Source organism: SAR202 cluster bacterium (assembly GCA_016872285.1).
GTDB lineage: Bacteria > Chloroflexota > Dehalococcoidia > Lucifugimonadales.
This window is the reverse complement of sequence record VGZZ01000001.1, coordinates 133,791-156,606: the sequence shown is the minus strand read 5'-3', so window position 1 is coordinate 156,606 and position 22,816 is coordinate 133,791. Positions and strand designations below refer to the sequence as shown.

Below are 22,816 nucleotides of genomic sequence, written 5' to 3'. Positions count from 1 at the left end.
TCGCCAGTACATTCATGAAAGATTAAGTCTGATAAAATAGTCCCGGGCGACGCCCATCTACGCTCGAATACCCCACCTGAGGTGATAATGGCCCAGCAGACCCTTAAACCCGCCTCCGGCAAGAAGTCCGCCGGCGACATGGACGCCACCGACCGTCAGTTCCTTAATATCACCCAGTCTCGATTTCCCCTGGCCGACGAGCCGTATAAGGTCATTGCAGGTGAACTGGGCATCTCCGAAGCCGAACTCTTCATTCGCCTGGCCGCCCTCCGAAAAGCCAATGTTGTCCGCCAGATCAGCGCCATCTTCGACACCCGCCGCCTGGGCTACAAGACTACCCTCGTCGCTATGGCCTACCACGCCGACAGGCTGCACAAGTCCGCCCTATATATCAATCGGCACCCAGGCGTCAGCCACAACTACGCCCGAGAAGGTTCCTTCTACAACCTCTGGTTTACCCTGGCGGTGCCGCCCAACGAGGTGCTGGAAGACACCGTAAAACAGATGGCGGAAAAGACCGGCGCCCAAGCGTTCCGCGTCATGCCCACCATTCGGTTCTTCAAAATCGGCGTCAACTTTGACATGGTGAGCCAGAAGAGCGCGGCTTTCGACTACAGCCCCGACGGCTATAACCAGCCCATCTCCAAGGACTGGAACAAGCCTGTCCATCTCAGCGACTTCGACATCCGCGCTATCCAGGAACTGCAGGAAGACCTGCCCATGATTCCCCGCCCCTTCGACAATATGGCCCGACGCCTGGGCCTTACCAACCAACAGCTCTTCGACCTGGCCAAGGAGTTCCAGGACCGCGGCATAATGCGCCGTTACAGCGCCGTCCTCTACCATCGAAAGGCTGGCTTCCGCGCCAACGCCATGGCTGTTTGGAAGGTGCCTGAAGACCGCGCCGAGGCCGTGGGCAAGATAATGGCCCGGCATACAGGCGTCACTCATTGCTATCAGCGCCCCACCTTCCCGGACTGGCCCTACACGCATTTCACCATGATTCACGCCGTCTCCAAAGAAGGCTGTGAAGACGCCGTCAAAGAGATTGAAAGGGCTACCGACATCCACGACTATCTCATTCTATATAGCAACCGCGAGTACAAAAAAACACGCGTCCGCTACTTTGTCTAGTAGACCGAGAGCAGACTAACAGGAGGCGCGGCTAGAGCGCACGTGGGCAGTAATGGAGCCATCATAACTCTCACGACGGATTTTGGGGCGGCGGACCCGTATGTGGGGCTGATAAAGGGGGTGGTGTTAGGGATCAATCCGCAGGCGTCGATAATCGATTTGACACATGAAGCGCGCCCGCAGAACGTAAGGCAGGGCGGTTTTCTTTTGTGGAAGAGCTACCGGTATTTTCCGAAGGGCACGATTCATGTAGCGGTGGTGGACCCGGGGGTGGGGTCGTCCAGGCGTGGGGTGGTCGTGGAGACGCCGAGGGGCGTGTTTGTGGCGCCGGACAACGGGGTGCTGAGCTATGTAATTAAGGACTTCTTTGACGGCGAGCTGCCCGGGGCTATGGCAGGACTAATCCCAGTACCTCCTGGGTGCAGAGCGTTTCATATAACAAACAGGTCGCTATGGCTTGAGCCGGTCAGCGCGACGTTTCACGGGCGGGACGTTTTCGCGCCGGTGGCGGCGCGTCTTTCACTGGGTATAGCGGTGTCGGAGGTCGGGGAGGGGGCGGAGAGCCTGTCGTGTTTGAGGATGGAGCCGCGTTTGTGGGAGGGAGGCCGGCTGCGGGGCCGGGTGGCGCACGTGGACAGGTTTGGCAATTTGATAACGGATATTGAGGCTGCGCTGTTGAGGCCATCGGTAGGGTTGAGGGTGGAAGTGAAAGGGAAGGAGATCAGGGGACTGAAGGATTTTACTCGCAGGGGCAGGGGCTGATGGCGCTGGTGGGGAGCTACGACACGCTGGAGGTGGCGGTGAGGGATGGGAGCGCGGCGTCGTTACTGGGGGCGGAGATAGGGGATGAGGTGACGGTGAGGATGGGCTAGAGCCATTTTATTTTTCGGAAGAGAAGCACGCCGCTGACTATCAGCAGCACTTCCAGGGCCAAGACGGCAGGATATGTCCATTTCATGTCCAATTCCGGCATGTTGGTGAAGTTCATGCCGAAGTGACTGGCAATGAGGGTGGGGACCATGATGATGACGGTGACGGCGGTGAGCCGGGTGACGACGTTGTTCAAACGCTCTATACGGCGGTTTAGCTCAACTGTGGTCTGAAGCTCATGCTCGCGCTGCAGGTCTTTGAGCATGTTAAGGCGGTTCCTGCACCTGTCCAACTGGTTGGCGCTTTCGGTCATGAGGACCTGGTAGTCGAAGGAGATGTAGCGGGTCTCGACCTCCTTGAGGTTGGTCTCTTCCAGCTTGATGAGGATTTGATGGAGGTCTTCAAGGCGGTCGAAGAGGCGCTCGAAGTCGAAGATTAGGGCGCGGTACCTGGCGTTATCGAACTGGCTCTCAAGCTCGCGAATTCGAGCTACCAGGGTGTCCAGGTGGGTCTTGTAGTTATTAACAGTCCGTTTCAAGGCGAGGAAGGCCAGCACGGTGGTCTTGCCGTGGGCTTTGGCCTGGATGCCAGCGTGGGGCTGCAGGGCTTCAGGGGACAGGGGCATCCGGGAATAGAGGAGGGCTTTTTCACTGTGGAGGAAGAGGAGGTTGTTGGGCTCTTCGGTGTCGAAGTGCTTGAGGTTCAGGACAAGGAAGTCTTCCGTGGACTCGATGAAGTTGGCGTTCAAGGAAAGGAGGGGCAGGAAATCGATGGAGAGGCCCGCGTCCTCGACGGCCTTGGCGAAGAGGCCGAGGTCGGTGAAGGCTTGAAGGTCGCCGTTTTGGGAGCCTCGCTTTTTGCTTTTGGCGCTAGCTGGGGAGGCTGCTTGGGAGGTCATGAGCCTGCTCCTGTGCTGGTTTTTCCACAACTAACCCGCTGCAAGACGCCCTACTGAGGAAGGCGCGGCCCATTTTAGACCTCAATGGCTAAGATGAAAAGGCCTGGAGAGGGCAATTATTCTAAAATCACGCTTTGTCGAGACCTAGCTTGCCGGGGTTCATGATGTTATGGGGGTCAAGGGAGCACTTCATGTTACCCAAGACGTCGAGACTGACGTCCATCTCTCGGGCGAGGAGGTGGGCCAGCTTGATGCCGACGCCGTGGCAATACTCCATGACGCCGCCCATGTCCTGGGCCAGTGTTAAGACCATGTCAACGGCTTTAGGCATGTCCTCTTCCTTGGTGACATCCCCAGGGAGGAGGAGCATGGAGAAGAGTTCGGGGCGGGCCCAGATGCCGTATTCGCTACACCGGATATCGTACTTTTTGAAGATGGCGTCGCACTTCTTGCGGTAGCTTGGAACTTTGTCCAGGGGCAGGGCGACGTGGAGGTAATCGAAGGAGCGGCTATGGCGCTTCCATCGCTGGCGGCGGGTGAGGGAGGCGACTTCGTCGCGGTAGCCTTCGGCGATGCGGTAGCGGGTGTCCCAGTAGATGGTGGCCTCGGTGGGGCCGTTGTCGATGCCGCCGGCGGCTTCGCAGACCAGCTTGGAGCGGCGGCGCTGGGCATCGACGCCCTCTTTATAGCCCTCGAAGATTAGATATAAGTGGACGCCTTCAAAGTCCTCGGTCAGGTCAAGGACTGAGGGGACAAGGCCGATGGCTAAAAGCTCGGTGATGGCTTGGAAGCCCTGGTCGAATTTTTGGAAGCGGAAGGTGGAGAAGATGCGCTCTTCAGGCTGTCGGAGGATTTTTATGGTGGCCTTGGTGATGATGCCGAAGGCGCCTTCCGAGCCGATGAAGAGCTGGTTGAGGTTGGGGCCGGTGGAGTACTTGGGGACGGCGCGGGTGGTGAGGAGTTCGCCGTCTGGGAGGACAACTTCCAGGCCGAGGACGTGGTCGCCCATGGGGCCGTAGGCGGCGGCGCGGTAGCCGACGCCGTTGGTGGATATGGCCCCGCCGACGGTGGCGATGGGGAGGCTCCAGGGGTCGTGGGCGAGGAGGAGGCCCTGGCCTTCCAGGACGTGGGCGAGGTCGGCGAGGATAACGCCGGACTCGACGGTGGCGGTGAGGGAAATAGGGTCTATGTTTAGGACTTTGTTGAGGCCCTGGAGGTCGATGGCAATGCCACCCTTAAGGGGCACTACGCCGCCCATGACGCCGGTGCCGCCACCGTAGGGAATGATGGGGATGCGGTGCTGCACGGCGAGCTTGACGATTTCGGCTACCTGCTGGGTGTTTTTGGGCCGGACAACGACATCGGCGGTAGAGTTGAGCAGTTGGGCGGAGCGGTAGGCGCGGGAGGGGGAGAGGGCGTCGGCGGAGTAGCGCTCGCGTTGGGGTAGGGAGGTGAGGACGCGGGAGCGGCCCAGGAGGGTGGTGAGGGAGGCGAGGACATCGCGATTAAGCATAGGGGAGGATTCCTTTAGGCCACAGGCGATACTGGTGAGGCGCAGTGGGCGCAGCGTTTGGCGGCGAGGGGGATTTCGCTGAGGCACTCGGGGCACTTGCGAGTGGTGGGGTCGGCGGGGACTGGGGCGGCGCGGGAGCGCTCGACGAGGGCGTTAACTGGCTTCACGACGAGGAAGAAGATAGCGGCGGCGATGAGTATGAAGGCGATGAGGGCGTTGATGAAGGAACCGTATCGAAAGACGCTGCCGTTGATGGTGAAGGTGAGGCTAGAGAAGTCGGCGTTGCCGGGGATGCTGATCAGGGGGGTGAGGAGGTCTTTGACGAAGGATGTAATGACGGCGCCGAAGGCGACGCCGATAACAACGGCCACGGCCAGGTCGATGACGTTGCCGCGGAGGAGAAATTTTTTGAATTCGTCTAGCATTTTCATGGGTGGGCTCCCTTTGAAGGCTAGTGTGCTGGGGAAAGGGTAGCATTGAGGGGAGAGGGAGGGAAGGAGAGGGCATGGGGAAGGGACCTTTGACCCTCCTCTTCTGTTCTCCCCCTCAAGTAGGAGGGAAGGAAGACTTCTGGCTTGTCGTCGCTACTAAATGGCCGAAGTCGATCTGCAGCTGGGCCAGATTCTTCGACTGCGTCGGAGTACCGACTTCGCTCAGAATGATATAACGCTACCTAAGCAGCGAAGGTGAAGTGAAGATGTGAACGGGTGTTGAGACTCCTCCCCTACGGTCGGAATGATTTTACTCCTCACACTACAGCACCACCCCAAAGGGGAAGGGGTTAGAGGCGGGGTTTCCAGATGGCGCCGTCGCGGGTGTCTTCGACGGCGATGCCGGCGTCGGTGAGCTTGTGGCGGATGGCGTCGGCTAGCTTGTAGTCTTTTGCCTGTCGCAGCTCACGGCGGATGGCCAGGAGGGTTTCGACAAGAGTGGCGAGGTCCGGAGAGTCTTTGTGGGTCTTGACCCAGCCGGCGAGCTTGTGATGGCCGGAGGCGTCCAGGAGGCCGCCCATCTCGTTGAAGACGGAGGAGACGGGAGCAAGGAACTGATTATTCTCGGCGAGGGTTTTGGCCTGGAATGTGAGGCCGAGGATGCCGCCGAGCTTTCGGAGGATCCCCTGGGCCTTTTTTATCGACTGACCTTGATCTTTAGCTCGGTTGATTTCGCGGGACAGGTCAAAGAGGGCGGCCAAAGCCTGGGGGGTGTTCAGGTCCGAGTCCATGGCGTCGATGAAGGATTTTTCAAAGGGGGAGGGGTCTAATTCGGTGGCGCTGGAGGGGGAGTCGTGGGAAAGGGCGTGGCGGAGGCGCTCGGCGGCGCGCTCTTGGGATGCGACGCCTTCGGGGCTGTAGCTGAGGGGGCTGCGGTAGTGGGAACTGAGGAAGAAGAGGCGGAGGGCGTCGACGGAGTAGCGTTCCAGGGCTTCGGATACGGTCACCAGATTGCCCAGGGACTTGCTCATTTTTTCGGCGCCCATCTGAAGGAGACCGTTGTGGACCCAGACGCGGGAGAAGGGCACTTTGCCGGTAAAGGACTCGCTCTGGGCGATCTCGTTTTCGTGGTGGGGGAAGACCAGGTCTAGGCCGCCGCCGTGGATGTCTAGAGTATCGCCTAGCTGCTCCAGGCAGATGGAGGTGCATTCGATGTGCCAACCGGGGCGGCCCTGGCCCCAGGGGCTGTCCCAGGAGGGCTCGCCGGGCTTGGCGGCCTTCCAAAGGGCGAAGTCCATAGGGTGTTCTTTGGCCTCGGCGACGTCTATACGGGCGCCGGCGATCATGCTGTCCAGGGAACGGTGGCTGAGCTTGCCGTAGTCATCGTCCTTGGTGACACGGAAATAAACGTCACCGTTGGAGGAGTAGGCGTAGCCCTTATCGATAAGGCCTGAGATAACGTCGATGATTTTAGGCATAGCGTCGGTGGCCAGGGCGTAGACGGTGGGGGGACGGACGTTGAGGCGCTCCATCTGGACCTTATACTCGTCGATGTAACGGTCGGCGAGGACGCGGTAGGAGACACCCTCCTGGTTGGCGCGGTTAATAATCTTGTCGTCGATGTCAGTAAAGTTCTGGATGTGGCGGACCTGGAAGCCGCGGAACTCCAGGTGTCGCCGCAGGGTGTCAAAGATGACATAACTCATAGCGTGGCCGATGTGGCAAGGGGCGTAGGGCGTGACGCCGCATACATACATATTCACGGGCATCTTTACCTGGCGTTTTGCAGGCGCAATGTCCTCTTCTTTGCCGGACATGGTGTTGTAGAGTTTCATTAAACGGTCTCGATGAGGGCTACGGCGTGGGCGGCGATACCTTCCCCTCGACCCGTAAAGCCCAGATTATCGGTTGTAGTAGCTTTGATGCTGATAATTTCAGGGCCGACGCTGAGCGTTCGGGAGACGTTTTTTCGCATCTGCTCCACGAAGGGACTCAGACGCGGCCGCTGGGCGAGTATTGTAGCATCCACGTTCACGATGCGCCAACCTCGCTCCCGGACGAGGGCGCCGACGCGCTGGAGGAGGATGAGGCTGGATATGCCCTTTAGTGTGGGGTCTGTGGAGGGGAAGTGCTTGCCCTTGTCGCCGAGGCCGGCGGCGCCCAGGAGGGCGTCCATGATGGCGTGGACGGCGACGTCGCCGTCACTGTGGCCCTGGATGCCTTTTTCGTGGGGGATGGGGACGCCGCCGAGGACGAGGCGTCGCCCTGCGACCAGGGGGTGGGCGTCGAGGCCTGAGCCTACGCGGAGGGTCATTAGCGGGGGCCTTCGACGAGTGGTCCTAAGGTTTGGGGGGAAGGTGAGGAGAGGAAGAGAACGTTCCGCGGGGTTAGGAGTGGCCTAGCCTGGCGGACGGAGCGTAGAGCTAGTGTTTCACCCTCTCTTCTATTCTCCCCCATCAAGGAGGAGAAAGGAAAAAGGGGGTTGGTATCGTATGCGTTCATGGTCACTAAACTCGTTTGGCTGGCTAGCATTAGCTACCTTTAGAACGGGACTTTCGCATGAGGGCTTCCAGTATCAGGAGGTCTTCCGGGGTGGTGACTTTGAGGTTAGCGTAGGAGCCCATGAAGACTTTTACGGGGTGGCCTAGGGCTTCGACCATGGCGCCGTCGTCAGTGAAGTCGTTTTTGCATTGCTGGTGGGCTTGCATGATGAGAGGATAGCGAAAAACCTGGGGGGTCTGCACCTGATAGAGTTTTTCTCGTGGAGGCGTTTCTTTGACTAGCCCGTCCTTTTCGACCAGCTTGATGGTGTCCTTGGCGGAGACGGCGGCGATGGCAGCACCGGTTTCGGCGGCGGCGTCAAGGCCGCGCTGGAGGAGGGCGGTGTCTATGTTGGGGCGGGCGCCGTCGTGGACCATGACCCACTGGCAGGGGGCGAGGCGCTGGAGGCCGGCGAGGACGGAGTCCTGGCGCCGTGCGCCGCCGGGGCAGAGGGCCTTGAGTTTTGAATATTGGTTACGAAAGAGGAGTTTTTCAGCTTCCGCGAGGCGTTGAGGAGAGAGAACCAGGACTATTTGGTCGACGGCGGGAAAGGCGGAGAAGACCTCCAGGGAATGAGCGATAAGGGGCTTGCCGTTGAGGGAGGAGAAGATTTTGTCTATGCCAGCCATGCGGCGACTTTCGCCCGCGGCGACGATGACTGCGGCGACGCTGCGTGAGGGGGCGGGAGATGCGTCCATTTAGCAGGAGCCTCCTAACACACGGGCTTAATGGACGCAAATAGGTGGAAGGGCGAGGGCCGATAAATTGAGCCTCCACATTGTATGAAGAATCGCGATGGTGGAGCGATATCGCCCCTACATGAATTTAAGGGGTACTGGCAACTGAAATGAGGTGTAATAGTGGCGTTCGGCACGTTGAGATTTCTCGACTACGCTCGAAATGACGTGACACTAATATCCGCTGCGGGGTTGGGCGAAGATGATGCGGCCGGCGGCGGTCTGAAGGACGCGGGTGACGGCCACCTGCTGGACGGTATTGATAAAGCGACGCCCGCCTTCAACGACTACCATGGTGCCGTCGTCCAGGAATGCGACGCCCTGGCCGGGCTCTTTTCCTTCTTGAACGATGTTGATGCTCAGCTCCTCGCCGGGGAGGACCACGGGTTTGAGGGCGTTGGCGAGTTCATTGACGTTGAGGACGCTTATGCCCTGGAGCTCGGCGACACGGTTCAGGTTGAAATCTGTGGTGAGGATGTGGGCTTTGAGCTTTTTGGCGAGGTGTACAAGCTCGGAATCCACCTCAGCGCCATTAATGTCTTTGGTCTCGAGGACCTGGATGGGAAGCTCGCCCTCGCGACTGAGACGGGAGAGGACTTCCAGGCCGCGGCGGCCTCGGGTGCGGCGGAGAGGGTCGTTGGAGTCGGCGATGTGGCGAAGCTCATCGAGGACAAATCTAGGGATGACGAGAGTGCCGCGGATGAAGCCGGTCTTGGTGACATCGGCGACGCGGCCGTCGATGATGGCGCTGGTGTCGACGAGGATCCGTCCGTTGGCCCTGCTGGAAAGAGGAGGAGCCCCGGCTTTAGTACTGGGGGCGGGGGCGAGGCCTCGAAACTCACGCTCGCGCTGGAGGCCCAGGGCAAGGCCTATGGCGCCGAGGACGCCGCTGAGAGAGAGGGGGAGGACCCAGCTAAGCCAGCCATCGATTTGGAAGAGGGGAATAGAGGCCAGAGCGGCGATGGCGAGGCCGGCGATGAGGCCAACAGCGCCTGATATGATGGCGGAAGAGGGTATCTTGCCGGTCTCTTCCAGGGCCTTGCGGAGGAGGAGCAATGTGAGGAAGGGGCCGAAGAGACCGCCGAGGGCGCCGCCGCCGAGGGTGAAGGTGAGGCCCCAGGGGAGGTAGCCGTCAACGCTGTCGGAAACCCAGGGCGTGAGCAGGCCAATACGCCAGCCCAGGAGTGCGAAGGCGATGACGTTAATTGTGCGGACTATCAATGTACAGCCGTCCCTCCACTATGCTTCCGGCCTTGGCGTCGCGCTCTGAGGGAGGCGCGGGGGCGATATTTGGGAAAGGGAGGTGTTAGACACCAGGCAAAGGAAGTTTGTGGAGTGTTTGCGTATTTTAAGGATAGCACAGGTACAATCCTGGCAACCAGAGTGTTCAGGGTAACGGAATCATGACGGCTTGTACTTGATAGAGGTTAGGTTTGACGCAGTATGGTATACCATCCCCTGGCCCCTTCACGTTGGTGTGTGATTGATAATACAGTCCCGGTCATAAGCGGGGTACCCTCATCACCCTTAGTCCCTCGGGGGATACTCGGGACAGGCTCTTCCGGACCGAAGGGGGAGGACCTGAGGAGACTCCTATCCCCGCCTGTGCAAAAGGCTCCTAGCTTCCTATAAACAAGGCCATCATAGAAGAAAAAGAAGGCTTGGAACTTCCTTTAATGAGCATCACATGTCTGCTGGAAGAGGAAGAGAAAGTAAAGGGCTCGGCCTGGGCCGAGCCCTTTACTAGGTATGCCTTGTGGGAGGCTAACTGGCGGCGGAAGCAGGGACGGGAGCGGCGGCTTTGGTGAAGGTGAGGTTGCCGTCCTTGACGTCGACGACGACGTGGTTGCCTTCCGAGATCTCGCCGGCGAGGAGCTGGCGGGCCAGGGGGTTTTCCACGTGGCGCTGGAGGGCACGGCGCAGGGGGCGGGCGCCGTAGACGGGGTCGTAGCCTTCTTTGACGAGCCAGTCTTCGGCGGCGCTGGTCAGCTCGAAGGTGATCTTCTGCTCGGACAGCCGCTCCTGAACCTCTTTAGCCAGGAGCTTAACGATTTGTTTGATCTGCTCCTGGGTGAGGGGGTTGAAGATGATGATCTCATCTATACGGTTGAGGAACTCAGGGCGGAACTGCCGTTGGAGGGCGTCCCGGATGGAGGCGCGGAGGCGCTCTTCGTCCATGATGGAGCGGGCCCTGCCGTCCAGCTTGAAGCCGACGGGCTGGTGGGCGATGGCCTGGGTGCCGAGGTTGCTGGTCATGATAATGACAGTGTTGCGAAAGTCTACTGTCCTGCCCTGACCGTCGGTGAGGCGGCCATCCTCAAGAATCTGCAGCAGGATGTTGAAGACGTCCGGGTGGGCCTTTTCGATTTCGTCGAAAAGGATGACGCGGAAGGGGCGGCGGCGGACAGTCTCGGTAAGCTGGCCGCCCTCGTCGTAGCCGACGTAGCCGGGAGGCGCGCCGATGAGGCGGGAGACGGTATGCTTCTCCATGTACTCGGACATGTCGAGGCGCACCATAGCTTCGTCGTCGTCGAAGAGGTACTGGGCGAGGGCGCGGGCCAATTCGGTCTTGCCGACGCCGGTGGGGCCGAGGAAGATGAAGCTGCCGATAGGCCGCTTGGGGTCTTTGAGGCCGGAGCGGGCGCGTCGGATAGCTTCAGAGATGGCGCGGACGGCGTCTTCCTGGCCGACGATGCGGGCGTGAAGGCGCTCTTCCATGTTAAGCAGCTTATCCTTCTCGGTCTCCAGCAACTGGGCGACCTGAATGCCGGTCCAGCTATGGATTAGCCGGGCGATGTCCTGAGCGTCCACGACCATGTCTGTCTTCTTGTCCTTGAACCAGGCCTCGCGCTCCTTATTAAAAGTCCCTTCCAGGCGGACACGCTCGGTGCGGTACTTAGCGGAGGACTCATAATCGCCGCGCTGGGAGGCGGCCTCTTCCTGGTTCCGGAGGTCCTGAAGGCTGCGCTCCTTTTCCTGGAGATGGGAGGGAAGGCTTTCGGCGTCCAGGCGCAGCTTGGCGGCGGCCTCGTCCAGGAGGTCAATGGCCTTGTCGGGGAGATGACGCTCGGTGATGTAACGCTGACTGAGGCGGGCGGCGGCCTCCAGGGCGGAGTCGTCGATTTTGACCTTGTGATGGGCTTCGTATTTAGGCCGCAGGGCGCGGAGGATCTGAATGGTGTCATCCACGGAGGGCTCGTCCAGGAACACGGGCTGGAAGCGGCGCTCCAGGGCGGCATCTTTTTCGATGTGCTTCCGGTACTCGTCCAGGGTGGTAGCGCCTATGCACTGGAGCTCGCCACGGGCGAGAGCGGGTTTGAGGAGGTTGCTGGCGTCGATGGCGCCTTCGGCGCCGCCGGCGCCGACCATGGTATGAATCTCGTCTATGAAGAGAATGACTTCACCCTGGGAGACTTTGACCTCGTCGATGACAGCCTTGAGGCGCTCCTCGAATTCGCCGCGGAACTTGCTGCCGGCGACGAGGGCACCCATGTCCAGGGCCATAACGCGCCTGCCTTTGAGGGCATCAGGGACGTCCTCGGCAACGATGCGCTGGGCCAGACCTTCGGCGATGGCGGTCTTGCCGACGCCGGCCTCGCCGATGATGACGGGGTTGTTTTTCTTGCGGCGGGTGAGGGTCTGCATAACGCGCCGGATCTCCTCCTCACGGCCAACGACGGGGTCCAGCTTGCCCTGACGGGCGAGCCCGGTGAGGTCGACGCTGTACTTTTCGAGGGAACGATACCGGCTCTCGGCGCGGGGGTCGGTGACGCGGTGGCTGCCGCGGACCTGGGCCAGGGCCTGGTAGAGCTTTTCGGTGGTGATGCCACGGGCCTTGAGGATGGAGGCGGCGGGACCCTGGTCTTCCATAGCGGCGGCGACCAGGAGATGCTCAACGCCGACAAACTCGTCCTTGAGGCGGTCTGCTTCGGCCTTGGCGTTTTCCATGAGGCGTGCGAGGCGAGGCGTGCTGTAGATCTGGGTGGACGGGGATGCCAGCTTGGGGGCCTGGTCGAGAACGCGTTCCATTTGGGATCTCAGGGAGCCGGCGTCCACGCCCATCTGGCGCAGTATGTCGCTGGCTAGGCCTTTGTCTTGCTGGAGAAGGGCGAGAAGGACGTGCTCCACGTCCCACTGGTTGTGGCGGTAACGAACCATAAGCTCCTGGGAGGCTCCGAGGGCGTCCCGGGCGGCTTCAGTAAATTGTTCTGGTCTTAGAACCATTCTATTAATCCTCCTGAGGGTTAGCCTAAGATGCCAGCCCTGTATTCATTCGAGATACCATCCCCTTAATTCCCTTCCTGCTGGAAGGGGAAGAAAAATAGGATCACCTCATCATCCTCCTTCGGCAAGCTCAGGACAGGCTCTAGCCCCTTCTTCTCCTTTTCAAAAGGAGAAGAAGGGGAACCAGACGGGACATCCCTGCCTTCCTTGCAAATGTCGAGTTTCTCCACAAAATTTTCCCTTCCACGATGTGACGCCAGATTTAAGATTTGTCCTCGTCGCCATCGGTTGAGAGATGGCGGAGGTGCGCTACTTCTTCTAGGAGCCTGGACATTTCCTGCTGCATTTCGTTGACCCGGTCCATGAGGCGAAGGGCGACTTCTACGCCGGCGAGGTTCAGGCCCATCTCCTCGGTGAGGGTGCGGATGCGCTTGAGGCGTTCCACGTCGGTGGCGGAGTAGAGTCGCTGGCGGCCAGTGGAGCGGGAGGGAGTTAAGAGGCCGGCGCGCTCGTAGTAACGGAGGGTCTGGGCGTGGAGGCCGACCATTCGCGCTGCCACGCTTATGACGTAGCAAGGCTCCAAGCTAATATCGAGTTCGATGTCGTTGAGGTTGCTATCCATATTTTCTATCACGGGGCTACCTCTTCACTGAACGTAGTTCCTTAAGCTTTTGGAAAAGCTGGCGTTCCTCCTGGCTGAGGCTTTTGGGGAGGAGCACTTTCACCCTGGCTAAGAGGTCGCCTTTTTGGGTGGGGTTGTTAAGGCGGGGCATACCCTGGCCTCCCAGGCGGAAGACCTGGCCGTTCTGGGTCTCGGGCGGGATTTTCAGGGCAACCCTGCCGGTGAGGGTAGGAACGGTGACCTCGCTGCCCAAGACGGCGTCGGTCATGGGGACCTCGATTTCTGTGCGGAGGTCTGAGCCTTCACGCTGAAACCTGGGGTGAGACACAACGTTGATGACTAGATATATGTCCTGGCGGCGGCCATCGCCGGAGGCGATGCGGACCCGGGAGCCGGTATCGACGCCGGGGGGTATTTTCACCTCGAGGCGCTGCTGGCGGGTAGAGCCATCGGTGGGGACCTGAATGTGACGGGTGGCGCCCTGGGCGGCCTCATCAAGGGAGATTTCGGCGGGGACTTCGATAGGCTCGGCTGCGGCAGGGGTCCTGCCTTGTTTGCCGAAGAACTCCTCGAAAATATCGCCGAAATTAGCGCCGGGAGAGCGCTGGCTGCCGGGGCCCTGGGTGGTCCAGGTATAGGTGAAGCCTTCAGGTCCGGCGCCGGGGCGGGAGCGCTGGTAGCCGGCCTGGCGGGCCTGGTCCATACGGTCGGCGTGCTTCCAGTTGTCGCCGTACTGATCATACTTGCGGCGATTTTCGGGGTCGGAGAGGACCTCATAGGCTTCGTTGATCTGCTTGAAGCGGGCTTCCGCAGCCTTGTCGTTGGGGTTGACGTCGGGGTGGTACTTGCGGGCGAGCTTGCGATAGGCCTTGCGGATGTCTGGGTCCGAAGCCTTGGAATCAACGCCCAATATTTGATAATAGTTAGCCATTAGGACTCCAAACCCTAAGGGCTACATTATATAAAACTTTACAATAATTAATCAAGTATAACTTGGCTTAGTCTATTAGCATTGCTTGCTGCTTGCTATAAGATACTTGACTAAAGAGGCTTAAGTTTCTAGAATTTTATTCTTAGAATGGTCAATACCAGCAAGTAGTCCTGGAATAAAAACAAAGAAACCTTTTGGAGTGGAGGTGTGTCATGACTCTTATGCGATGGGACCCGTTCACAGAACTTCGCCGGATGGAAGAGAATATGAACCGTTTATGGCGAGGTTTCACGTCGGATGGTGGGAACGAGGCGTGGGCGCTGCCGCTGGACGTGATGGAGGAAGGGGATAACATTGTAATCCATGCTTCCGTCCCCGGCGTGAAGCCGGAGAACATCAACGTGATGGTGGAGAACAACGTCCTGACCATTCGCGCTGAGACTAAGGAGGAGAAGGAGGGCAAGGAGGGCGATTACCTGATGAGGGAGCGCCGGTTCGGGTCCTTCTATCGATCCTTGAGGCTGCCGGATACCGTGGACACGGAAAGGGCTAAGACGACCTACGAGAACGGCGTGCTGAAGCTGTCCTTTCCGAAGATGGAGTCCAAGAAAGCGAAACAGCTTAAGGTGAACGTGCCTAACGAGGGCAAGGTTCTTGAGAGCAAGGAATAAGTTTGTCTTTGGGATCGCTAGCAACCATGAAAAAGCCCCCCGACAAATCGGGGGGCTTTTTATTTGGGGAGGAAAATAAAAGGCCCCCGGCCTTTCTCCCAGGCCGGGGGCGCTTTGGGGGGAGGTAGCTGCAGGAGGAGAGGCAGGGCCAAGGAGGAAACCCGTTGGTCCTCAGCCTCCTGCGTGGCTATGCAAATGCGGTTTGTAAAGATAATATGGCGGTAGAGGCGGAACGGTTTTACATAATTAGATTGAGATTTTAGCTATCTTAGCTAGGGACTTGTGCGGGGATGCAATGGAGGCCGTTTACGTTGACAGTACAGGAGGCCTTTGTTAACATTTGCGGAAGGGCTGCTCGGCATAGACGGCCCTGTTTTTAATCCACGGAGGCTTAGGCAGGTGTCCTTTGTTACCGGTCTGAGATGCAGGGAATGCGGTCGCGACTATCCGGTGGAGCCGGTGAACGTCTGCGACTTCTGCTTTGGCCCTCTGGAAGTGGTGTACGACTACAAGTCGATAGCCAAGGCGACGAGCCGGAAGCGCATTGCGGAGGGGCCGCTGACCATATGGCGGTACCAGGACTTTCTGCCAGTGGATGCGGCCAACGCCGTGGATATTCATGCCGGCTTCACGCCTCTGATAAAGTCCAAGAACTTAGGACGGATGCTGGGGCTGGACAACCTTTATATCAAGAACGACAGCGTCAACCCGTCCTACTCGTTCAAAGACAGGGTGGTGTCGGTGGCGGCGACGAAGGCGCTGGAGTTTGAATTCGACACGCTGAGCTGCGCGTCTACGGGGAACCTGGCGTGTTCGGTGGCGGCCCACGCCGCGTGGGCGGGGATGAAGGCGGTGGTGTTTATACCGGCGGACCTGGAGGTGGGGAAGGTTATTGGGGCAGCCATTTACGGGCCGACGGTGATGGCAGTGCAGGGCAATTATGACGATGTAAACCGGCTGTGCAGCGAGATTGCCGACTCTTACCGGTGGGCGTTTGTGAATGTAAATATGCGGCCCTTCTATGCCGAGGGGAGCAAGACCCTGGGGCTGGAGGTGGCGGAGCAGTTGGGATGGCGTTTCCCCGACCACGCGGTGGTGCCGGTGGCGTCAGGGGCGCTGCTGACGAAGATATATCGAGGGTTCAACGAGCTGGTGACGGTGGGGCTGGTGAAGGGGCCGGTGCATACCAGGATGTACGCGGCGCAGGCGCGGGGATGTTCGCCAGTGGTGGACACGTTCCTGGCAGGGGAGGAGATTGTGAAGCCTGTGCGGCCCAATTCAATCGCCAAGTCGCTGGCCATCGGCAATCCGGCGGACGGGGTATATGCCATTCGCACCATGAAGCAGTCCAAAGGCGGCGCGCATGCCATTCGGGAGGAGGAAGTAGAGGAGGGTATGAGGCTTTTGGCGGAGACGGAGGGTATCTTCACCGAAACGGCGGGCGGTGTGGTAGTATCGTCGTTAAAGGCGCTGGCGAAGAAGGGCGCCTTCCGTCGCGAGGACGTAGTAGTGGCGTATATAACGGGCAACGGTCTCAAGACCCAGGAAGTCGTCAAGGACGTGGTCCGTCCCTTGAGCATCAAGCCGACGATGAAAGAGTTCGAGGCGGCGCTGCACGGCGCGACGGCGGCGGGGCGGTAGGCCGGATATGTCGAAGCAGAGGGTGAAGTTCACGTACGAGAAGGCGCTGGTGACCAAGCCGGTAATATTTGAGTTGGGCAGGCAGTTTAACGTGGTCACGAATATTCGCCGGGCGGACGTGCGGGATGACATGGGATGGGTGGTGCTGGAGCTGGAGGGGGACCAGGAGGATATAAGTCACGGCCTGCAGTGGGTGAAGGCCCAGGGCGTGCGAGTGGACCCGGTTGCGGGCGACGTGGTGGAAGGTTAACCTTGAATTGGTTCTGGAAGCAAGGAGGCGTCTGATAATGGGAGTCATGGTCCGAATACCAACACCGCTGCGAAGGCTGACTAAGGGGCAGGATAAGCTGGACGTGTCGGTGACGACGGTGTCAGAGATGATTGAGCATCTGGAAACGAGCTACCCGGGGTTCAAGGAGCGGCTGGTGGATGAAGGCGGGGAGCTAAGGTACTTTGTGAATATTTATCTCAACGGCGAGGACGTGCGGTTCTTGAAGGGACTGAAGACTGCGACGAAGGCGGGGGATGAGGTGAGCATTGTGCCGGCGGTGGCCGGGGGATAGGGTCTCTCCATTAGACGAAAGCAATAAGTCGCTCGCCTGAGAAAATAATAGGGCGAGCGATTTTGTTTTTGGGCGGTTGTGTTTGTGCAAAAAGCCAGGGTTGTTTTTAAGCGGGCACCCTCATCACCCTTAGTCCCTCTTCTTCCGTAGTCGGGAGAAGAGGGAAAGAAAAATAAGATCACCTCATCACCCCCTATCCCCCTCTTCTCCTTTGCAATAGGAGAAGAGGGGGTACCTGAAGGGCCCCTAATCCTATGAAATTGACACGTATCATGATTCCACATTCTGTTCGATATCCATTAGGCGGACCTTGAAGGCTGATTACGCGCGTTGGCGGGAGCCGCTTTAGTCCTCATGGCGGCGGGAGAGCCAGCGCACTTTTTGGGCCATTCGGACGGCCTCATTGGTGGGTTTGTAGCGGGCGAGGAAGTCGCGGGCGAAGGCGTTAAAGGTGCCATCGAGGATGTGGGAGCGCATTTGGGCCATGAGGCGGAGGACGAAGCGCAGATTGTGGATGGTGGCGAGCCGGAGGCCCAGAATCTCTTTGGCTTTGAAGAGGTGGTGGAGGTAGGCGGCCGGGAAGTTGCAGCAGGCAAAGCAGTCGCAACCCTCCATTAGTGGGTTGTTTATGGACTGGAAGCGGGCGGAGGTGATGTCGACGCGGCCAGTGGGGATGAAGAGGGCGCCGTTGCGGGCGACGCGGGTGGGAAGGGCGCAGTCGAAGAGGTCCATGCCTCGGGCGACGCATTCCACCAGGTCTTCGGGCGAGCCGACGCCCATGAGGTAACGGGGTCGGTCTTTGGGTAGAAGATTGTCCATTAGAGCTACGGTCTCGTACATCTGGGCTTTATTTTCTCCGACGGCCAGGCCGCCGACGGCGCAGCCTGGGAAGTCCAGGCCGGTGATGAATTGGGCGGAGGCTTCGCGGAGAGTGGGGGAGACGCCGCCCTGGACGATACCGAAGAGGGCCTGGTTGGGGCTGCTCCAGGCCTGGCGGCATCGAGCGGCCCAGCGGTGGGTGCGGTCCATGGCGTCGCGGAGGGCGGATTCATCGGAGTTGGCGGGGACGAGCTGGTCGAGGCACATCATGATATCGACGCCGAGGCGCTGCTGATACTCGATGGTCTTTTCGGGGGTGAAGAGGTGGCGGGAGCCATCGATGTGGGAGCGGAAGGCGACGCCTTCATCGGTGAGCTTGATGAGGGCGCCAAGGCTGAAGGCCTGGTAGCCGCCGCTGTCGGTTAGGATGGGACCATCCCAGCCCATGAAGGAGTGGAGGCCGCCAAGGCTTTCGATGAGGTCGATGCCGGGGCGTAGGTAGAGGTGGTAGGTGTTGCTGAGGAGGATGTTTGCGCCGAGGTCTCGGACATCGTGGGAGGAGAGAGTCTTGACGGTGCCCTGTGTGGCGACGGGCATAAAGGCAGGAGTTGGGACGTCGCCGTGGGGAGTGGAGAGGAGGCCGGCGCGGGGGGAGCCGATGGATCGGCTTCCGCCGATTGAATGATTAGTTTGTGGCGGACCCGGGGTGGAGGCGGTGTCTAGCCGGAAGGTGAGGGCCATGATTTATATTACATCGAAACCAGACAGCAAGAGCTGGATGCCGATGGCGGCTATGGCGAGGGCGAGAAATCGCAGGAGCCATTGGGCCTGCATAATGCGGGCGATTCGGACGCCGGCCTGAGCGCCCAGGACGACGCCTGTGCCGGTAAGGAGTGCCACGGGATAGTCAACATTGCCTTCGATGACGTGAACGCCGCTGCCGATGGCTGTGCCGACAACCTGGGAGACGAGGGAGGTGCCCACGGCGATGAGGACTGGAAAGTGGAAGAGATAGACCAGGGCAGGAGTACGGAAGGGGCCGCCGCCGTTGCCAAGGAAGCCGGACATGAATCCTATGAGGCCGTTGAGGCCCACGGCGGCCGGCTCATTGTAGGTGTATTGGAACTTCCCGCGGTCAGAGGTGGTGACGGTGTGGGTATGATGCCAGAAGTCGTTGTGGGTTAGAAGGTTGGACTGCTGGAGAGGGAGGGGCTTGCTGGAGGCGTCGCTGCGCTGAGTGTAGATGATGTAGGCGCAGAGGGCTAGGAGAAGGAAGCCGTAGATAATCTCAAAGATATGGCCGGGGATATATCGAAGGCCGATGACGCCTACGATGGTGCCGGGGATGGCGGAGAGGCTGAAGAGCCAGGCGGAGCGCAGGTCGACATAATGCAGTCTGAGGAAGGTGATGGAGGCGGAAATGGAGGAGAGGGCCACGGTGACGAGGGCGCTGCCGACGGCTAGTCGATGGTCGATGCCGAAGGCGAGAATAAGGAGGGGGGCGATGATGAAGCCGCCGCCAGCGCCGATGAGGGAGCCATAGGCGCCCGCGCCGAGGCCCAGGGCGATGAGGGCGATGGCGGTCAGGAGGGTGATATCATCCAAGACGACGGGGGCTCGCAGTCATATATCGATGGGTACTATACACCAAGGGCAGCGATGGACTAAGGCTTTTGGGGAGGTATTCGATAAGAGTAGGTTGAGAGCAAAGGAGGAAGACATGCCCAAGTTTGTGTTTATGCCGCCACAGAATGATTTGCAGCGGCAGTTCGCCGCGCGTTTGAGCGATACATTTTCGGAATATGAGGTCGTCTCACCAGGAACGGACCGGGAGGCTATCGAGGTGATGAGGGATGCGGACGCGGCGTATGGGTGGGTACCGCCAGCGGCGCTGGCAGGGGCTAAGAAGCTTCGATGGCTCCACAGCGCGGCGGCAGGGCCTTCACCGGGATACTATTACAAGGCTCTGATCGAGCATCCTGTAACCATCACGAACCCACGCGGCATCTACAACGACCACATATCACACCATATTTTGATGTTCTTGCTGGCCTTGTCTCGAGGGCTGCCCTGGTACATGGATGCCCAGAGGAAGCGAGTGTGGGATGAGGGCGCGCGAAAAACTCGGTACGTTTATCTGGGCGAGGCGACGGCGCTGATAATCGGCGTGGGCGGGATTGGGCATGAGACGGCCAGGTTGTGCAAAGAACTGGGGATGAGGATTATCGGCGTCGATCCGAGACGGGAATACAAGCTGTCGTATGTCGAGTTTCATGCGCCGGACGAACTCGACAAAGTTTTGCCTCAGGCCGATTTCGTGATTTCCACGCTGCCCCATACGCCGGAGACGGAAGGATTGTTTAACGCGCGGCGTTTTAGGTTGATGAAGAGGACGGCCTACTTTATCAACGTTGGCCGTGGGAAGGTCTGCAGGATAGACGACCTGGCGGAGGCCATCGAGAGGGGGGACATTGCGGGCTGCGGGTTGGATGTGTTTGAAGAGGAGCCGCTGCCATCAAGCCACAAGCTGTGGGGCTTGCCTAATGTTCTGATGACGCCTCACGTAGCTGTGAGGGATGCGGAGAACATACCGGAGCGGAGGTTTCAGGTGCTTCTGGACAACGCGGGTAGGTTCCTCAAGGGTGAGCGGCTGAGGAATGTGGTGGATAAGGCGAAGTGGTACTGATTGGGGGTAGAGATCGGACTGGAGCTAAAGTATCCTCGCCCCCTTCGACCAGGCTCAGGGCAGGCTTAGACAAGCTCAGGGTGAGTAGTAATAAATGGGGCGTGGCAAGTAATGGATTGCTGAGATTTCTTTAGTTCACTCAGAAAAGCGGATGGTCTCCCGTCCAAGCTTGATATAATTAGCAGGTGAGGCTGAAACAGTTACATCCCTGGTCAGTGACGCTGGAGGAGGCGGAAGCTATCCAGAGGCGTTTGGCGTCGGAGGTGTTATTTACAAATGGGGTGGTGGAGAAGGTGCGCTGCGTGGCTGGCGTGGACATATCTGGGGTGAGGGATGAGGGTATGGCGCTAGGAGCGGTGGTGGCGCTGTCGTACCCGAGCATGGAGGTGATGGAGGTGAGAGTGGCGAGGGCGGAGCCGGGGATGGCATACGTGCCGGGATTTCTGTCGTTTAGGGAGGTGCCGGTGCTGGCCAAGGCGCTGGAGGCCCTGAGCGTTCAGCCGGACTTGATGATGGTGGACGGACAGGGTTACGCGCACCCTAGGAGGCTAGGGATTGCGTGTCACCTGGGGCTTATGACAAGCTTGCCGACTATTGGGTGCGCGAAGTCGGTGTTATGCGGGAGGTATGGGGATTTGGACGTAGAGGTGGGAGCAACAAGTCCGCTAATACATCGAAGTGAGGTGGTGGGTGTGGCGCTGCGGACGCGGGCAGGCGTGTCGCCGATGATTGTGTCAGCGGGGCATAGGGTAGATTTGGAGTCATCGATACAATGGGTAATGGAGAGCTGCCGGGGATATCGGATGCCGGAGCCGACGCGGCTGGCGCACAAGGCGGCGTCGGGTACACTGAAGGCGGCATTAATATAGAGGCGTTAATATAGATAGGACATAATATGATCAATGAGGGGACACCCCTCTGCCAGAACCCCGACCCCTCATCTTAGTCTTCCCTCCCGATTGGCATCGGGATCTCAGGTTGATATGGCTATAGGATTCGACCTCAAGGGGGAAGAGACCTGAGGGGAGTCAATTATGGCGCGCTTAACCTACTTTCATAGCAATTACTGGTATAAAGGAATAAGGAATATAGATGCAAGAGTTGAAGCAACAAATCCAGGAGACAGCCCAGAAGATACAACAGATAGTGGGCCGTCTTTGACATCGCTAACAAAGAGGGTGAGATAGGAAAAATCGAGAAGGAGTCCGCGGAGCCGGACTTCTGGAATGACCCCCGACGGGCCCAGGAGTGTATGAAGCGGCTGACACGTCTGAAAGAGACGGTGTCCACCTGGCGGGAGTTGGAGAGGCGGGGGGCGTCGCTGCTGGAGCTGATGGAGATGGCGGAGTCGGAGGGGGACGAGTCGTTGGAGCAGCAGCTTTCCAAAGAGGCGCGGGAGTACGTCAGGACTGTCGGCAGCAAAGAGGTCGAGGTAACACTTTCGGGACCCTACGACGGCAGGCCGTCGATTATTACCATACAGGCCGGGGCAGGGGGGGTGGACTCGCAGGACTGGAGCGACATGCTGCTGCGGATGTACCTTCGCTGGGCGGAGCGCCGGGGGTACAAGACGCAGGTGCTGGACATGTCGTACGGCGAAGAGGCTGGGATAAAGAGCGCCACGGTGGAGGTGGAGGGGCCGTCGGCCTACGGGTACCTGAAGGCGGAGAAGGGGGTTCACCGGCTGGTGCGGCTGTCACCGTTCAATAACGACAACCTACGGCATACATCCTTTGCGTACGTGGAGGCGCTGCCGATGGCGGAGGAGGGGAAAGACACGGACATAGTTATCAGGCCTGAGGACTTGAAGATGGACTTTTTCCGCTCCAGCGGGCCGGGGGGGCAGAACGTGCAGAAGGTGGCGTCGGCGGTGCGGCTGACGCACATACCGACGGGGATTGTGGTGTCGTGCCAGACGGAGCGGTCGCAGCACCAGAACCGGGAGTACGCGATGACCATCCTGCGGGCGAAACTGTTGCAGCTTCGTATGGAGGAGCGGGCGAAGGAGATGGCGCAGCTTAAGGGGCAGAGGGTTTCTGCGGAATGGGGGAACCAGATTCGGAGCTACGTGCTGCACCCGTACAAGTTGGTGAAGGACCATCGGACGGGTTATGAGACTTCCGGCGCGGAGGGAGTGCTGGATGGGGAGCTGGATGAGTTTTTGAAGGCTTACCTTCTATCCACCGTGGGGGATGCGGGCCAGGCGTCAATCTAGCCTGGGAAAACCAGCTTTAACTTTAAGCGGGTCGCCCTTATCACCCTTGATCCCTCTTCTCCCGACTACGGGAGAAGAGGGAAAGTAAAAAGAAATACCACAACCCCCTCCTTCGGCCAGGCTCAGGACGGTCCGATTGTATCGGACTCCGCGATATATGCTTAAAGGCAGCGGAGCTCTTCCAAGCCGAAGGGGGAGAACCAGACGGGAAGGAAAGGGGCCAGAATAGTCATTGTTGGTGAGATGAGAGGTAATGGCGGCGGACGTAGCGTTGAGATTTCTCGGCTGCGGTCGAAATGACGTGCTGTCACACCCAACAT

Annotated in this window: 22 protein-coding genes; 10 read left to right on the top strand and 12 right to left on the bottom strand. The window is 59.3% G+C overall.

Annotated features, from left to right (window positions below):
- The first annotated feature begins 87 nt into the window (after nt 1–87).
- From FJ320_00700 to FJ320_00690, 3 genes are read left to right on the top strand one after another with little or no spacing between them, the layout of a single operon-like run.
- Entirely contained in the window at nt 88–1,134 is a 1,047-nt protein-coding gene (locus tag FJ320_00700) for an Lrp/AsnC family transcriptional regulator (GenBank protein ID MBM3924501.1), read from the top strand.
- A 42-nt stretch (nt 1,135–1,176) separates the two neighbouring features.
- A complete protein-coding gene (locus tag FJ320_00695) occupies nt 1,177–1,896 on the top strand; it encodes an SAM-dependent chlorinase/fluorinase (protein ID MBM3924500.1) in 720 nt (239 codons plus the stop codon).
- Nucleotides 1,896–2,006, top strand: coding sequence for an SAM-dependent chlorinase/fluorinase (locus tag FJ320_00690; protein MBM3924499.1), 111 nt, complete (start codon nt 1,896–1,898; stop codon nt 2,004–2,006). The genes FJ320_00695 and FJ320_00690 overlap by 1 nt, the downstream gene beginning before the upstream one ends.
- Here the strand turns inward: FJ320_00690 and FJ320_00685 are convergent.
- The 10 genes from FJ320_00685 to FJ320_00640 form a co-directional block, all read right to left on the bottom strand.
- Entirely contained in the window at nt 2,003–2,902 is a 900-nt protein-coding gene (locus FJ320_00685) for a magnesium transporter CorA family protein (protein ID MBM3924498.1), read from the bottom strand. The genes FJ320_00690 and FJ320_00685 overlap by 4 nt on opposite strands.
- A gap of 127 nt (nt 2,903–3,029) precedes the next feature.
- Nucleotides 3,030–4,415 carry an FAD-binding oxidoreductase gene (locus tag FJ320_00680; protein ID MBM3924497.1) on the bottom strand — a complete coding sequence of 462 codons (1,386 nt, stop codon included), beginning with the start codon at nt 4,413–4,415 and terminating at the stop codon, nt 3,030–3,032.
- A gap of 14 nt (nt 4,416–4,429) precedes the next feature.
- Nucleotides 4,430–4,840: a large conductance mechanosensitive channel protein MscL gene (gene mscL / locus FJ320_00675; protein MBM3924496.1), complete on the bottom strand. Its 411-nt coding sequence runs from the start codon at nt 4,838–4,840 to the stop codon at nt 4,430–4,432.
- A 356-nt stretch (nt 4,841–5,196) separates the two neighbouring features.
- Entirely contained in the window at nt 5,197–6,681 is a 1,485-nt protein-coding gene (locus FJ320_00670) for a cysteine--tRNA ligase (GenBank protein ID MBM3924495.1), read from the bottom strand.
- Nucleotides 6,681–7,160 (bottom strand): 2-C-methyl-D-erythritol 2,4-cyclodiphosphate synthase, encoded by a 480-nt coding sequence (locus FJ320_00665; GenBank protein MBM3924494.1) that lies wholly within the window; start codon nt 7,158–7,160, stop codon nt 6,681–6,683. Before FJ320_00665 ends, FJ320_00670 begins: the two co-directional genes overlap by 1 nt.
- Nucleotides 7,161–7,377: 217 nt before the next feature.
- Nucleotides 7,378–8,085 carry a 2-C-methyl-D-erythritol 4-phosphate cytidylyltransferase gene (ispD, locus tag FJ320_00660; protein ID MBM3924493.1) on the bottom strand — a complete coding sequence of 236 codons (708 nt, stop codon included), beginning with the start codon at nt 8,083–8,085 and terminating at the stop codon, nt 7,378–7,380.
- Nucleotides 8,086–8,298: 213 nt separating this feature from the next.
- Entirely contained in the window at nt 8,299–9,345 is a 1,047-nt protein-coding gene (locus FJ320_00655; protein MBM3924492.1) for a PIN domain nuclease, read from the bottom strand.
- A 543-nt stretch (nt 9,346–9,888) separates the two neighbouring features.
- The gene (locus FJ320_00650) at nt 9,889–12,348 is read right to left on the bottom strand and encodes an AAA family ATPase (GenBank protein MBM3924491.1); all 2,460 of its coding nucleotides are present in this window, start codon (nt 12,346–12,348) and stop codon (nt 9,889–9,891) included.
- A gap of 262 nt (nt 12,349–12,610) precedes the next feature.
- Nucleotides 12,611–12,970, bottom strand: a complete 360-nt coding sequence (locus FJ320_00645) for a MerR family transcriptional regulator (protein MBM3924490.1) — start codon at nt 12,968–12,970, stop codon at nt 12,611–12,613.
- A 16-nt stretch (nt 12,971–12,986) separates the two neighbouring features.
- Nucleotides 12,987–13,901 carry a J domain-containing protein gene (locus FJ320_00640; GenBank protein ID MBM3924489.1) on the bottom strand — a complete coding sequence of 305 codons (915 nt, stop codon included), beginning with the start codon at nt 13,899–13,901 and terminating at the stop codon, nt 12,987–12,989.
- Between the two features lie 212 nt (nt 13,902–14,113).
- On the opposite strand from FJ320_00640, the gene FJ320_00635 reads away from it, so the two are divergent.
- The 4 genes from FJ320_00635 to FJ320_00620 all read left to right on the top strand — a co-directional run bounded on the left by FJ320_00635 (nt 14,114) and on the right by FJ320_00620 (nt 16,776).
- The gene (locus FJ320_00635) at nt 14,114–14,572 is read left to right on the top strand and encodes an Hsp20/alpha crystallin family protein (GenBank protein ID MBM3924488.1); all 459 of its coding nucleotides are present in this window, start codon (nt 14,114–14,116) and stop codon (nt 14,570–14,572) included.
- A 399-nt stretch (nt 14,573–14,971) separates the two neighbouring features.
- Entirely contained in the window at nt 14,972–16,213 is a 1,242-nt protein-coding gene (locus tag FJ320_00630; GenBank protein MBM3924487.1) for a threonine synthase, read from the top strand.
- Between the two features lie 7 nt (nt 16,214–16,220).
- Nucleotides 16,221–16,463, top strand: a complete 243-nt coding sequence (locus FJ320_00625; GenBank protein MBM3924486.1) for a FeS-binding protein — start codon at nt 16,221–16,223, stop codon at nt 16,461–16,463.
- 37 nt (nt 16,464–16,500) lie between these two features.
- Entirely contained in the window at nt 16,501–16,776 is a 276-nt protein-coding gene (locus tag FJ320_00620; GenBank protein MBM3924485.1) for a MoaD/ThiS family protein, read from the top strand.
- A 345-nt stretch (nt 16,777–17,121) separates the two neighbouring features.
- Here the strand turns inward: FJ320_00620 and tgt are convergent, their stop codons facing one another.
- Both tgt and FJ320_00610 read right to left on the bottom strand, forming a co-directional pair.
- Nucleotides 17,122–18,336, bottom strand: coding sequence for a tRNA guanosine(34) transglycosylase Tgt (gene tgt / locus FJ320_00615; protein MBM3924484.1), 1,215 nt, complete (start codon nt 18,334–18,336; stop codon nt 17,122–17,124).
- 3 nt (nt 18,337–18,339) lie between these two features.
- Nucleotides 18,340–19,218 carry a sulfite exporter TauE/SafE family protein gene (locus FJ320_00610; GenBank protein MBM3924483.1) on the bottom strand — a complete coding sequence of 293 codons (879 nt, stop codon included), beginning with the start codon at nt 19,216–19,218 and terminating at the stop codon, nt 18,340–18,342.
- A 97-nt stretch (nt 19,219–19,315) separates the two neighbouring features.
- Here FJ320_00610 and FJ320_00605 point away from each other — a divergent pair, with 97 nt between their 5' ends.
- The 3 genes from FJ320_00605 (at nt 19,316) to FJ320_00595 (ending at nt 22,496) form a co-directional block, all read left to right on the top strand.
- Complete coding sequence (locus FJ320_00605; GenBank protein ID MBM3924482.1) at nt 19,316–20,281, top strand: D-2-hydroxyacid dehydrogenase; 966 nt, start codon at nt 19,316–19,318, stop codon at nt 20,279–20,281.
- A 185-nt stretch (nt 20,282–20,466) separates the two neighbouring features.
- A complete protein-coding gene (locus tag FJ320_00600) occupies nt 20,467–21,150 on the top strand; it encodes a deoxyribonuclease V (protein MBM3924481.1) in 684 nt (227 codons plus the stop codon).
- A gap of 223 nt (nt 21,151–21,373) precedes the next feature.
- A protein-coding gene (locus tag FJ320_00595) for a peptide chain release factor 2 (protein ID MBM3924480.1) occupies nt 21,374–22,496 on the top strand; the annotation gives its coding sequence in 2 pieces (ribosomal slippage) (nt 21,374–21,439 and nt 21,441–22,496; 1,122 coding nt in all).
- The last annotated feature ends 320 nt before the right edge of the window (nt 22,497–22,816 follow it).